At 58.6% G+C, this 12,574-nt stretch carries 10 protein-coding genes, 2 tRNA genes and 1 pseudogene; all 13 read right to left on the reverse strand.

Annotated elements, in window-relative coordinates:
- Window positions 1-18: 18 nt before the first annotated feature.
- The 13 genes and pseudogenes from GSD1FS_RS07520 to GSD1FS_RS07580 all read right to left on the reverse strand — a co-directional run bounded on the left by GSD1FS_RS07520 (window position 19) and on the right by GSD1FS_RS07580 (window position 12,571).
- Window positions 19-555: a M23 family metallopeptidase gene (locus GSD1FS_RS07520; RefSeq protein ID WP_246166076.1), complete on the reverse strand. Its 537-nt coding sequence runs from the start codon at window positions 553-555 to the stop codon at window positions 19-21.
- Between the two features lie 184 nt (window positions 556-739).
- Entirely contained in the window at window positions 740-1,117 is a 378-nt protein-coding gene (locus GSD1FS_RS07525; RefSeq protein ID WP_155589060.1) for a transcriptional regulator, read from the reverse strand.
- Window positions 1,118-1,182: 65 nt separating this feature from the next.
- Window positions 1,183-1,255 (reverse strand) — tRNA-Asn (locus tag GSD1FS_RS07530).
- 342 nt (window positions 1,256-1,597) lie between these two features.
- Window positions 1,598-1,673: transfer RNA gene (locus GSD1FS_RS07535), tRNA-Asn, on the reverse strand.
- A gap of 111 nt (window positions 1,674-1,784) precedes the next feature.
- A complete protein-coding gene (gene tsaD, locus GSD1FS_RS07540) occupies window positions 1,785-2,828 on the reverse strand; it encodes a tRNA (adenosine(37)-N6)-threonylcarbamoyltransferase complex transferase subunit TsaD (protein ID WP_155589061.1) in 1,044 nt (347 codons plus the stop codon).
- An 84-nt stretch (window positions 2,829-2,912) separates the two neighbouring features.
- On the reverse strand, window positions 2,913-3,314 hold the full coding sequence (gene rimI / locus GSD1FS_RS07545) for a ribosomal protein S18-alanine N-acetyltransferase (RefSeq protein ID WP_246166079.1): 402 nt from the start codon (window positions 3,312-3,314) through the stop codon (window positions 2,913-2,915).
- An 82-nt stretch (window positions 3,315-3,396) separates the two neighbouring features.
- A complete protein-coding gene (gene tsaB / locus GSD1FS_RS07550; RefSeq protein WP_155589062.1) occupies window positions 3,397-4,239 on the reverse strand; it encodes a tRNA (adenosine(37)-N6)-threonylcarbamoyltransferase complex dimerization subunit type 1 TsaB in 843 nt (280 codons plus the stop codon).
- Between the two features lie 86 nt (window positions 4,240-4,325).
- Window positions 4,326-4,892, reverse strand: a complete 567-nt coding sequence (gene tsaE, locus GSD1FS_RS07555) for a tRNA (adenosine(37)-N6)-threonylcarbamoyltransferase complex ATPase subunit type 1 TsaE (protein WP_155589063.1) — start codon at window positions 4,890-4,892, stop codon at window positions 4,326-4,328.
- A 36-nt stretch (window positions 4,893-4,928) separates the two neighbouring features.
- Window positions 4,929-5,939 carry a DNA polymerase III subunit delta gene (gene holA / locus GSD1FS_RS07560; RefSeq protein ID WP_155589097.1) on the reverse strand — a complete coding sequence of 337 codons (1,011 nt, stop codon included), beginning with the start codon at window positions 5,937-5,939 and terminating at the stop codon, window positions 4,929-4,931.
- Window positions 5,936-7,714 carry a ComEC/Rec2 family competence protein gene (locus GSD1FS_RS07565; protein WP_196425065.1) on the reverse strand — a complete coding sequence of 593 codons (1,779 nt, stop codon included), beginning with the start codon at window positions 7,712-7,714 and terminating at the stop codon, window positions 5,936-5,938. The genes holA and GSD1FS_RS07565 overlap by 4 nt, the downstream gene beginning before the upstream one ends.
- A complete protein-coding gene (locus tag GSD1FS_RS07570; protein WP_196425066.1) occupies window positions 7,702-8,502 on the reverse strand; it encodes a ComEA family DNA-binding protein in 801 nt (266 codons plus the stop codon). The genes GSD1FS_RS07565 and GSD1FS_RS07570 overlap by 13 nt, the downstream gene beginning before the upstream one ends.
- Window positions 8,503-8,635: 133 nt before the next feature.
- Window positions 8,636-11,604 (reverse strand): annotated as a pseudogene (leuS, locus tag GSD1FS_RS07575) (leucine--tRNA ligase).
- Between the two features lie 76 nt (window positions 11,605-11,680).
- A complete protein-coding gene (locus GSD1FS_RS07580; protein WP_246166081.1) occupies window positions 11,681-12,571 on the reverse strand; it encodes a transporter substrate-binding domain-containing protein in 891 nt (296 codons plus the stop codon).
- Window positions 12,572-12,574 lie beyond the last annotated feature (3 nt).

The following is a 12,574-nucleotide window of genomic DNA, read 5'->3' on the forward strand; positions in this document are numbered from 1 at the left end:
CTGAAACTGAGTTCATATTCACGCATCATTCGGGACCAGACGAATATGCTGCGGTGTGAGAAAACGCTGCGGATCAACATAATCGCGCGTCGATGTTCTTTTCACACCCCAATGCACGCATGTGTCGGCGCAATGGTCGCTATCACCTGACACGACGGCAAATTTCTGCCGGCGTTGCACTTGCGCCCCGACTTGCAACTGTGTGCGTGCTGGTTCGAATGTCAACGTGTATCCGTCAACTTCCAAGCTCACCACCGATTTGCCGCCGACCAACCCGCTGAAACTGATCACCGCGTCTGTCGGAGCGATAATCTCGTGTGACTTGCTCACCGAGATGTCTATTCCCCGATGCCCCGCCATCCATGGTTGTGCGGGCCCGTCGAACTCACGAATAATGGACCCTGATTCTATTGGCAGGATCATCCATTGCGCGCAATGTTCGCTGGCCTCGGCAGAGCATTGCCACGATGCCGCTGGCAGCATCGTGGCTGGAAGATCTCCGCATGCGGGCACCACGCACGTCAATGATGCGAGTATGAGGCCGCTCAACAGCATAAGACAACGTTGCCGTAGCCGAACCTGCTTTCTACGTTGTTGCACAAGCCGCCGTATGCGTCTTTTCCGCTCGTCGCTGTAGTGATGCATGAGAACTCCTTCCAAGCATCACTATGAGTCAACGCGGCATTTGAGTCCAGCATGACGAGCTTATGTGGTCGGAGGATGCAATAATCCACATGTTCTAGTCGAGGGAATCGAGCACGTCATCTATCAGCAGTCTCCCCCGATTCTCACCGTTCCTCAATCGTGGGAAGCGTCGCAACGCATTCGCCGGGCTTGCTTGTGCGGCACGTGCCACATTGGATTTGCTTACGCCGTGGGAAACGGCTTTCTCAGCGAGCCTGTCGACGAGGGAATCGGAAACTTGACGCAGGCGTTCCGCGACCCAGATCTGTGCGACGTCGGAAGACATGCCGTAATCCTCCTCCAGTTCAGCTGAAGCTTCCTGTACGGCCGCCCAGAGCACCATGAACGGTTTTTGGAAGTATGCGATTTGATCTTCGGCAGGCTCTGCGTCGAGCTGATCCAGCGCTTTGCGGTCTTCCGTGTTTCTGCTCATGCAACGTCAACTTTTCGAGGGGCATATGTATATACAATAAAAGCCACCCGTAGGTGGCTAAGAAGCTCCTGCGACTGGGCTTGAACCAGTGACCGTCCGATTAACAGTCGGATGCTCTGCCAACTGAGCTACGCAGGAATGCGCTGTGTTGCAAACACTTGCAAGCAACAGAAGAAAATATACACGCGTCATTGCGCTTTGCCAAATTCGGCGTGTCGCAGCGCTCGTCACACCGAATCTCCGCTCTCATCTCACTCAATTTGCTGGCGGGGATATGAAAGTCGGAAATACGTAGGTGCACAAAACTCAAGAACGGCTATTTTCCAACGAAAACACAATCCGTATACTTCTCGATACATGAGTTTCATATCCCCGCCAGCAAATAGGCAGTGTTGTGAGAGTGGCAACGACCTGAATCCAGCGGCGACGCGCGCCTTGGCGGAAAAAGAAAATCCTCTCGATGTATCGAGAGGATTCAAGTGGCTCCTGCGACTGGGCTTGAACCAGTGACCGTCCGATTAACAGTCGGATGCTCTGCCAACTGAGCTACGCAGGAATGCGCTGTGTTGCAAACACTTGCAAGCAACAGATGTTTAGTTTAGCGAAACATCGCAGAAAAGCAAATCGGCGTTCTTTTCTGCGTGTCGTTTCGATGTTGGCAACTCCATCAGCAACTGATCTTCGTCAACGGCATCGCAGAATCGATCGGGAAATCCATGGCTGACGGCTGCACCCCAGCTTCCACTAGGTTCGATCCGAGCATGGCCACCATCGCACCGTTGTCGGTGCATAGTTTGATGTCTGGAATCCGCACGTCAACGCCGTGCTTCTCCCCCGCTTCGCGCAATGCAGCGCGTAGCTGGGAGTTCGCGGAGAATCCGCCGCCGACGATCATCGTCGTTGAATCGTATTCATGGCAGCCCATCATGCTTTTCTTGGCGAGCACTTGTGCCACGGAATCAGCGAGCGAAGCGCAAACATCGTCGACAGGCACGTCCAGTCCTTGAGCCTGACGATTCTCCACCCAGCGCGCGATGGCGGTTTTCACGCCGGAGAAGCTGAAATCATATGGATGCGCTTTACCGGCTTTACCTTGCGTGAGTCCCTGCGGCACTTTGAGCGCATGCGGGTCGCCAAGCTGAGCATGGCGGTCGATGTGCGGTCCACCTGGGTATGGGAAGCCGAGCAAACGCGCCACTTTGTCGAAGCACTCACCGGCGGCGTCATCCAACGTCGTGCCGACGACCTGCACATCGCGCGCGATGTCGTTGACGTGCAGCAGCGACGTATGCCCTCCTGACACGATCAGTGCCATTGTGTTCGCCGGAAGATCACCGAACTGCAATTGGGTGACAGCCACGTGGCCGATGACGTGGTTGATGCCGTAGATCGGTTTGTTTGCGGACCATGCCAATGCTTTTGCGCCGGAAACACCCACAGCCAGGCAACCGGCGAGCCCCGGCCCAGCGGAAACCGCGATGGCGTCCACATCGTCGATCGTCATATTTGCATCCGCTAGTGCCTTTGACACTACGGGGACGAAAGCCTGAGCGTGCGCTCGGGAAGCGATTTCCGGGATCACGCCCCCATAGCGTGCGTGTTCCTCCATCGATGAGGCGACGACGTTGGAGCGTAGCTCCTTGCCTTCCACGACCGCCGCCGCGGTTTCGTCACATGTGGATTCGATACCGAGAATGATCGGTGCATTCATGTTGTTCACCTATCTGTGTTCGAGATGGTTTCGTTCGAAGTATGTTGATTGTGCTGAAGCATTGTCAGGCGCGTGCTCCGCGTGTCAGCTCTTGTGCATAGCAAATCCCGCTAGTGTATGTTCGCGCAGTGCGAGACTCATTGTGTACGCGTCTTTGTTCTCCGGCTGGTAATAGCGTTTACGCACGCCCATGATAGTGAATCCGAAGTGTTTGTACAACGCCAATGCTGGTTCGTTGTCTACGCGCACTTCAAGCAGCATGCGTTCGGCGCGCAGTTCGTTGGCCCGCGCAATGAGCTGGTTGAGTAGTTGCGTGGCGATTCCTCTGCGCTGCGCGTGCTCCGCGACGCCAATCGTCATGATCTGCGCGTCGTAACCGTCGAACCAGATTCCCGCGTAGGCGTTGATCTCGCCATCATTTCTACATTCACATAGTAGCTGCGCCCGCGAGCGCCGAGTTCGTCTTCGATGAGTTTCTGGCTCCATGCTCCGGCTCCGAAGAGACTGTGCTCGAGGGTGGCGATGCTGGTGACTACGCGCGCATGGTCGAGTGCGCTGGTGTTGGTGATCATTGGAGTGTGTCTTTGCGTTCGGCTGTGCCGTGGTTGAGGACGTGTTTGAGTGGGTTGGGGATGCTGACGTCTGGTCGGCGTAGGTAGAGGGGTTCTACTGGCTGTGGGGCGCTGGCGATGTCGGCGTGGTGGGCTGCGAGCTCGGCGAAGGTGTTGAGTCCCCATGTGTCGAGGTCGAGGAGTGAGTGGTCGGTGATGATGCCGGTGTTGGGTAGTTGTTGCCAGGTTTCTTGGTATTTGGCTGCGCCGTGGCCTGCTATATCGACTGTGATGGGTGTGTTGGGGTTGTCGTGTTGCAGTGTTTCGACTGCTGCGGTGACGGAGAGCACGATGTTCGCTGGGGTGTCGATGTCCATGTCGATGAGTGTGCGGAACTGTTGGCTGCCCGTGTTGTGGTCGGTGAGGAGCATGTAGTAGAGCTGTTTGCGTCTGGCGTCGTTGACGCTGAGGGTGATGTGGATGGTGTCGGCTGGTTCTTGCGGCACGGTGATGTTGCGCAGCGCCGGTGTTTGGAGTGCTTGCGGGTTGCGTTGGTGTATGGCTTGCATCATGGCTGCTTGGCCGGTGAGTGAGTCTTGGCCGAGTAGTTGTGCTCCGGTGGCGTATGCGATGGCTTTTGCCGCGACGATTCCTGCGCGCAGTCCGGTGAATGGTGCGGGTCCGATGCCGACGATGATTCGTTCGATGTCGTGCGGGCGCATGTTTGCTTCGGCGCATGCTTGTGCGATGTCGTTTTGTAGTTTTTCGACGTGGGTGCGTGAATCTTGCTCGGTTATGGGTTGGTACCCGGTGATGCCTACCGTGGATCCGTATGATGTGTCGATGACTAGCGTGCGCATGGTGCCTCGTTGTGGTTGGTGACGTGTGGTTCGTGTGTTGCCGTATTCATATATACGCTTGCCCTTGCCTTTAGATTTGCTGTTGGCTATGCGTTGTGTGGTTCGTTGAGATTGTAGTGTTCATATCGTGCGCCGACTGGTGTGATGGTGACGATGCGTTCCCCGTCTGCGCTGGGTTCGTCGCTGTCGGTGGTGCTGGTGTTGTTTGGTCGGTCGATGTGGATTTCCAGACGTTCGTCGGCGAGTGCCGCCGCCATTTGTTCGCCCCATTCCATGAGGATGATGGTGTGCTGGTCGGGGTCTTCGAGTTCTTCGTCGAGTCCGATGGATTCGAGTTCGTCGAGGAGTCTGTCGATGCTTGCTTGCCCAGGCGCGTAGTTGTTGGAGCCGAGACGGTATGCGTCGACGTGGATGAGATGCGCTGGGGTGCCGTCGGCGAATTGTCCGTTGAGTTCGCGGGCGATGGTGAATGTTGGTGAGACGATGGGTTCGTGGATGTTGAGTCCTTGGCCGAAGCCTTGTGCGAAGGTGGTTTTCCCGGCCCCTAGCGGCCCTGAGAGGAGTATGACTTCGCCGCCACGCATTGTTGCGGCGACTTTCCTGCCGAGGGCGTGCATGGCGTCGCTGGTGGGTACTTGGATTGTTATGCTCATGGGTTTCCTTAGGTGCACGTTGGTGTGCTGTTGTGCTTATTGTGTGATGCCTTTGATGCTGATGAGTTCGATGGCGTCTTCGAGTGCGAAGAGCGGGTCGCTCCCGCTTGTTTTGCTTTGCTCGTCCGCCCAGGCGAGGCGTTGGATGCAGTTGCTGATGCCTTGTGACGTCCAGCCGGCGAGCCTGTTGTTGGCGGTGCGTAATGCCCATTCGTTGATGTTGGCATCGTGTTTGCTGATGTCGCCTTGGCGTATGGCCGCGGCTTTTGCGAGGTTGCGCAATTGGAGTGCGAGCGCGCCGATCATGGCGATCGGTTCGACTCCTTGTTCGACGGCTGACCGTAGTGCGATGACGGCTTGCGCGGTTTTGCCGCTCATGGCGAGGTCCGCCACGTTGAAGCCGCTGACTTTGGGGTTGCCGATCAGATATTGGTTGACGCGGTTGATGGTGAGTGGATCGTCGTCGAAGTCGAAGCAGAGCTGCTTGATCATGCCGGTGAGTTCTCCGACGCTGTCGCCTAGAACGGAGACGAGTTGCTGTGCGGCCTGTGGTTCGATGCGGCGATGGCGTTTGTCGAATTCGCCGTACACGTAGTTGAGTTTGTCTTTGGCTTTGTCGAGTTTGGGGACCGTGTTGACGGGTATGTTGTGCCTGCGCATGAGGGTTTCCACGCTGTGCCCTTTGGGGTTGCCTGCGCAGTTCATGATGACCGGGGAAGCCTGTGGGTCGTGGTTCATGCCGTCTGCATAGGCGACGATGGCGTCGAGTAGTTTGGTGTCGGCGTGTTCCATGTGGCTGATCCACACCACGGATGTTGTTGACAGCAGTGATGGGCTGACCGCCTCTTCGAACGCGTATTGGTCTGTGGTCTGCGCGTCGAGGCGCACGAGTTCGCGTTCGGGGTATCCCGCTAATTGTTCGTACACGGTGTCGCGGGTGATCTGGTCGTTGAGGTATTCGTCTCCCCCGTAGATCAGGAGGCATGGTGTGGCGGCTGCTGTCATATGTTCAATGTCGGCGCATGTTTGGACAAGTGTCGTGTTCATCGTTTCGAGCGATGCTGTGAAGCCCATGTTATGTCTCCTATCATTGCGAGGGTTTGCGAGAACCATCCGATGACGCGCTGGGTGATGCTGGCACGTATCTGTTTGCCGTCGGCGCCTGTTCTCCATGCGTCATAGGCGTTCACCCATGCTCGGATTCCCATGCAGATGGCGTAGAACGTGAGTTGGGCTATCACGAGCATGATGATCCCGGTGGCCCCTTCCATCCAGGGCAGCGTTGATGAGTCACCGGCTCCGAACGTGTCCGCGGCAACGGCGATGGCGCGCGTGCATGCCGATGACGCCCATGCGAGCGCGTATGCGATGCTGGGCGCGCACCATGCGAGGAGGAGGGCGCCAAGTCCGAGCATCGTTGCGATGTCGACGAACGGGGCGACGAGCAGGTTTGCGGGAAGACTGTATATGGGGATTTCGTTGCTCATCAGTAGTTGGATGGGCATGGCGAATGCTTGTGCGCATATCGAAGCGCTTATCGCGCGTGCCAGCGTTGCGGGCAGATGCTGTTCCAGTCGCTGGCTCAACGGCCGGCACATGAGCGACAATCCCAGCACGGCGGAGCATGAGAGCGCGAAGCCGATGCTTGCTGCCAGACTCGGGTCGAACAACAGTGCGACGATCGCCGTCAGACTCAACAGGTGTATGCTCTGCCGTCGCCGCCCCAACATGAGGTATCCCAATGCGATCATCGCCATGAGGTTGGCGCGTGTCACCGATTCGTTCGGTGGCAGCATCGCGGTCAAGCACAGGTAGGCGCCGGCGAGCGCCACGGTTTTCACAGGTCGTGAACATCCCAGTGCGGCGCACAGCAGCATGACCAGTTTGTGCACCAGCGTGTAGTGGCCGCCTGAGACCGCCATGAGGTGCATGATTCCGGCACGTTTGCAACGATCCTGAAGTTGTTGCGCGTACTGCTCCTCCACCTGCGTTTGCCCTGCTGGCGTGACGATGTTCTGACCGAGCACTCCCAATGTGACGCCTGGAACCAGTATGCTGCCTTGATCGTCGAGACGTGAGGTCTGTGTGAAGAATGCCGTGCGCATCGAATGGAGTGCCCGCCAGAACATTGACGGCTCCGATACCGTTTCCACGGCCATGCTTGTTTCCAGCCAGACCGGTTCTCGGCCGTAGCGTGCCGTGCGGATCCTCCCCTGTGCCCGGTAGGTTCCGTTTTGCATGATCGTCGAACATGCTTCGTTGCGCATGAAGACTCGCATGCCGATGTGTGATGGTTCGAGAAGGCCGGAGGATTCGACGCTTATGGTGAGCGCGTCGACCTGGCAATCGTATTCGCGTGTTGTGGAGGCGACTGGCATGGATCGTGCTTGGAAGTTGACGTGCGACTGTGTGGAGGATGCGTTGGCCGTCAGCCGGCTGGCGATGTCGGATGCGGTGCGGTATTGCCAGGCGAGTGTGGTGAATGTTCCGGCGAGCGCCGCGAAGCAGATGACCGTCAGCGTGCATGCGATCGCCGGCATGCGCATTGCCGCGCCTTGTGGATGCGGGTGGGCGTGTGTGAGATACATGATGGCGAGCAGTGCCATGACCGTGCAACCGCCGCAGCAGGCAAGAAGCATGTTGCTGTGTGTGTTGCTGCCGTTGGCTGAAGACTGTGCGCCAGCCAGTTGTGTTGCCAGCGTGGCTGCCCATATCGTTATGGCGACCGGCAGAAGCCTCAGGTCGTTGTTACCGTTCCGGCGCTTCGTTCGCTGGTTGTCGGCATGCGTGGCACCGGGCGTGTTCGTTGCTATGGCGCGCATACCCATGGTCGTATCTTCTCTACCGTTTTGATGCCGATTCCCGACACGTTGACGAGATCATCGACGTTGTGGAAGGCGCCGTTGTGTGTGCGATGGTCGATTATCTTCTCGGCCGTGGCCGGGCCGATCCCTTTGATCTGTTGGAGTTCCTCGGATCCCGCCGTGTTGATGTTGATGCAACTCGCCTGCTCCGCCTCATCCGGTTGCGTGGTGGCAGTTGATGAAGATTCCCCGACGGTTGGCGCTGCGGATGGTTCGGCGCTGGGTGTGGTCGTTGACTGGTTTGCGGTGGTCGTTGGTGTGATGGTTGTGCTTGCTGTGGTCAGACTGGCATGGTTCGACGCCTGCTGGATGAGCAGGGTGAGGCTTGCCGCCAACGCGCATACGAGGATCGTGATGCACAGCAGCGCGTGTTTGGGTTCGAATGCTATGCGTGGCGTCTGTGATTGCCGTTCGGCAGCGCATGGTTCGATGCTGCCGGGGTCGATGCTGCGCAATGCGGTCAGCACACTTGTGGTGTCGTTGCGACGTTCACGGTTTTCGACCTCGGTTGTCCCGTCAGATTCTGCACCCATCGTGCCTTGTGCCGCAGGCTCGGGAGGCAGGTCAACATGGATGGACGGCGGGTATTGCTCTTGCCGTGACTGCCCGACACCATGTATCTGTGGTATCTGTGGCATGTCGATGCGGCGCAACCGTTCGTCGGTGCGCTGTTGCATGAGGTCGGCGTCTGGAGTCGAGCCGTGAAATAGTGTGATGCCCATGACGTCAGGTAACCATGACGTCATGGGCATCACAATCCCGGGGAGCACATGTGGTCGGAGGACGCATCACATCCACATTGCCCGCGCATTGTTGACAGGCGTCTCGACTGCTGCTACTCGGTTTGGCTATTGTGTTCTTGTGCTTTTCTAGTGCTTGTTATTCCGCTGGCACGATCGACACGATCTTCGGGGCCTTGACGATCACCTTACGCGGCTCCTTACCGCCAAGACGGTCGGCGACGGCCTCCAACGCCATCGATTCCAGTTCCTTCGGATCGATGTCGGGGCTCACTTCGAGCTTGGCGCGCACCTTACCTTTGATCTGCACGACCGCGGTCACCGTGTCCTGGCCCACGTAGCGTTCGTCGGCCACCGGCCATGGGTAGTGGGCCAAGGATTCGTCGTGGCCCAGACGGTTCCACAATTCCTCGCAGATATGCGGGGCGATCGGCGAGGTCATCAGCACGAGCGGTTCGACTGCCTCGCGCGGAACCTGCTTCAAACCGGTGAGATGGTTGTTGAGCACGATCAGCTTCGCGATCGCCGTGTTGGGGCGCATGTTCTCCATCTCCGTGGTCACTTCGGCGATCGTGTTGTTGAGCAGCTTGACCGTCTTGGCGTCCATCGGCGCGTCGGTCACGGTGACTTCACCGGTGTTCTCGTCGATGACGTTGCGCCACAGGCGCTGCAGGAAGCGCAGGCCGCCGACCACGTTGCGCGTGTTCCATGGCCTGGACTCGTCGAGCGGCCCCATGCTCATCTCGTACAGGCGGAACGTGTCCGCACCATAGTTGTCGTACATGTAGTCCGGCGTGATGATGTTCTTGAGGCTCTTGCCCATCTTGCCGAATTCGCGGTTGACGGGTTCGCCCTGATAGGTGAACGTCGGTTCGCCGCCTTCGGAGGGGCCTTCCACCACATCTTCCGCGGGCACGTACTGGCCGCGTTCATCGGTGTAGGCGTACGCCTGGATCATGCCCTGATTGAACAGCTTGTGGAACGGTTCGAACGAGTCCACGTACCCCAGATCGAACAGGATCTTGTGCCAGAAGCGTGAATACAGCAGGTGAAGCACCGCGTGCTCGACACCGCCCACATACAGGTCCACGCCACCGGCTTTTCCTGCGACCGGCGAATGGTCGGGGCCCATCCAATAGTCGTATTCGTCGGATTCGACCATGTGCTCGCTGTCGTGCGGGTCGAGGTAACGCATGTAGTACCAGCAGGATCCCGCCCAGTTCGGCATCGTGTTCGTGTCATGACGATAGGTCTTCGGACCGTCGCCCAGGTCGAGCGTCACGTTCACCCACTCCTCGTTGCGGCTCAACGGAGCCTCGGGTTCGGATTGCGAATCATTCGGGTCGAAGGTCTTCGGCGAATAGTCCGGAACGTCGGGCAGGTTGATCGGCAGCATGCTGTCGGGGACCAGATGCGGCACGTCCTGCTCGTCGTAGACGATCGGGAATGGCTCACCCCAATAGCGTTGACGGCTGAACAGCCAGTCGCGCAGACGGTAGCTGACCGTCCCCTTGCCCACCTGTGCCTCTTCAAGCCATGCGCACGCGGCCTTGATCGCATCATCGACGCGCAAGCCGTCCAGCGACAACGCGTCGCCGCGAGCCCATGTCGCGTCGACGGAGGAGTTGATGACGATGCCGTCATGCGAGACGAACGGCGCCTTGCCCTCATAGTTGGCGAGGTCGTCACCGGAATCGGGAAGCGGCGCGACGGTGTAGATCACCGGAAGACCGTATTTGACGGCGAAATCATAGTCACGCTGGTCTCCGCCCGGCACTGCCATGATCGCACCCGTGCCATAGTCCATCAGCACGTAATCTGCGGTGAACACCGGCAGTTTCGCACCGGTGATCGGATTGTACGCATACATGCCGGTGAACAGGCCGGTTTTCTCACCGTTGTCGTTGACGCGGTCCGCCGCGGTCTTGGATTCGGCGATCTTGCGGTAGGCGTCGACCGCCTCACGCGGCGAAGCGTAGCCGCCCTTCCACTGGTCGCTTATGCCATCCGGCCACTCGTCCGGCACATGTTCGAGCAGTGGATGCTCCGGCGAGACCACGGTGAACGTTGCGCCGAACAACGTGTCGGGTCGGGTCGTGTAGATCTCCATGTCTTCGATGCCAGTGCCGGTCTCCACTTTGAAGTGCACGGACGCGCCATGTGATTCGCCGATCCAATTGCGTTGCATCAGCTTGACCTTTTCAGGCCAGTCGATCGTGTCGAGATCCTTGATGAGACGGTCACCGTATGCGGTGATGCGCATCGACCATTGGCGCAGCTCGCGTTGGAACACCGGGAAGTTGCCGCGTTCGGAGCGGCCTTCCGCGGTCACCTCCTCATTGGCGAGCACCGTACCCAGTCCCGGGCACCAATTGACCGGGGACTTCGAGATGTAGGCGAGACGGTAGTTGTTGAGCACCTCGGATTGCTCCGCCTCGCTCAACGAATCCCAGGATGCCCCCTCGTGGCCGTCGATCGGACGGGAGCCGGAACGGAACTGGTCGATCAGCGTGCTGATCGGTCGGGCGCAACCCATCGAACCGCTTGGATTCCGGGTGTCCGGGTCATACCATGCGTCGAAGATGCGTGAGAAGATCCATTGCGTCCAACGCACGTATTCCGGGTCGATCGTGGCAAATGAGCGGCGATCGTCGAAGCTAAGACCCATGCGACGCAGCTGACGGCGCATGTTGGCGATGTTCTGCTCGGTGGTGACACGCGGATGCTGGCCGGTTTGCACGGCATACTGCTCCGCAGGCAGGCCGAAGGCGTCGTAGCCCAGGGCATGCAGCACGTTCTCGCCTTTCATGCGGTGATAGCGGCTCACCACATCGGTGGCGATGTAGCCAAGCGGGTGCCGACGTGCAGGCCTTTGCCGGAGGGGTATGGGAACATGTCCATCGCGAAGAACGATGGGCGCCCATCCGCATGGCGTCCTTTGCCGTCGGTCAGTTCGCCGTTGACGTTCGCAGCCCAGAAGGTGCCGTTCTCCTCCCAGGCATCCTGCCATTTCTCTTCGATTCGTTGCGCCATTTCCGTGGTGTATCGGAATTGCGGCGTACCCTGCCAATTCGATTGCGCTTGCGTGTTCGTGTCGTTCTCACTCATAGGCAACGATTATCGTGGCGTAACTGGACACTGGCGCGAATATGTCCATCAGGCGAACCGTGGGTTTTCCGCGGCCTTACGCCACGTCATGCGACTTGGCGACCCTCACCGGATTCAGTTGCAGGCTCACATCGACGCCTAGGTCCCGCTCCATGTCGTCCACCATCTTGTCCCAGCTTCCATCGTCGACCATCTGCTGCAATGCGGTGTCGATGAGGTTGACGAGTTCGCTCTGACCGGCTTTGACTGCTATGCCAAACGCTTGGATACCATAGGTCTTGCCCTGCAGATGCAGGTATTGTTCGCCGCCCGTTTTGCGCAGCCCCGCGAGCACCGGGCGTGATGCCGCGATCGCATCCGACTGCCCCACCATCAGCGACGACGTGCATTGCCCAAAATCGGCGCGCCGCTCCATCGCGATGTTCGGATGGTCGGCATGCAACTGTTCGCCGGCATAGTCTCCTTGCACCGTGCACACGGTTTTCCCGTCCAGATCATTCAGGTCGGTGAGCTTTCCTGCGTCATCGGCTCGTACGAGCAGCTGGTTGCGTGCTACCAGGTATGGCCCCGACACTTCCAATGTCGTGCCATCCACCGAACGGGTGTGTTTCATTGCCGTGGCGTCTTTTCCACCATCGTAGGAGTAGTTGATCATCGTGAAATCGACGGTTCCCTGCTCCACTTGCTGAACACGTGTGTCGGCGGTTTGGGCGTGGAAATACAGCTGTTTGCTGCCATATCCGAGCACTTTCGCCACGTACGTGGCCACGTCCACGGCCAATCCGCTGTATTCCCCGTCGTGATACCACGCGATGCCCGGCTCGTCGATCGGCACTCCGATCGACATGATCGGTCCCTCCGCCTGCCCCGGTGCGCTTACGTTGACGGAGGTGCCGCAGCCTGCGAGCGAGCATGAGAGCGCCACCGCGCAGAATGATGCCAGTAGGGTTGTTGTGTGACGGCGCATGCT

It is taken from the genome of Bifidobacterium canis, assembly GCF_009727065.1.
GTDB classification, from domain to species: domain Bacteria; phylum Actinomycetota; class Actinomycetes; order Actinomycetales; family Bifidobacteriaceae; genus Bifidobacterium; species Bifidobacterium canis.

Bases quoted from the DNA above. Each gene is read 5' to 3' on its own strand.
- GSD1FS_RS07520 (WP_246166076.1), bottom strand. From the start codon at position 555: ATGCTGTTGAGCGGCCTCATACTCGCATCATTGACGTGCGTGGTGCCC.
- GSD1FS_RS07525 (WP_155589060.1), bottom strand. From the start codon at position 1,117: ATGAGCAGAAACACGGAAGACCGCAAAGCGCTGGATCAGCTCGACGCA.
- tsaD (WP_155589061.1), bottom strand. From the start codon at position 2,828: ATGAATGCACCGATCATTCTCGGTATCGAATCCACATGTGACGAAACC.
- rimI (WP_246166079.1), bottom strand. From the start codon at position 3,314: ATGGAGCCAGAAACTCATCGAAGACGAACTCGGCGCTCGCGGGCGCAG.
- tsaB (WP_155589062.1), bottom strand. From the start codon at position 4,239: ATGCGCACGCTAGTCATCGACACATCATACGGATCCACGGTAGGCATC.
- tsaE (WP_155589063.1), bottom strand. From the start codon at position 4,892: ATGAGCATAACAATCCAAGTACCCACCAGCGACGCCATGCACGCCCTC.
- holA (WP_155589097.1), bottom strand. From the start codon at position 5,939: ATGAACACGACACTTGTCCAAACATGCGCCGACATTGAACATATGACA.
- GSD1FS_RS07565 (WP_196425065.1), bottom strand. From the start codon at position 7,714: ATGCGCGCCATAGCAACGAACACGCCCGGTGCCACGCATGCCGACAAC.
- GSD1FS_RS07570 (WP_196425066.1), bottom strand. From the start codon at position 8,502: ATGACGTCATGGTTACCTGACGTCATGGGCATCACACTATTTCACGGC.
- GSD1FS_RS07580 (WP_246166081.1), bottom strand. From the start codon at position 12,571: ATGCGCCGTCACACAACAACCCTACTGGCATCATTCTGCGCGGTGGCG.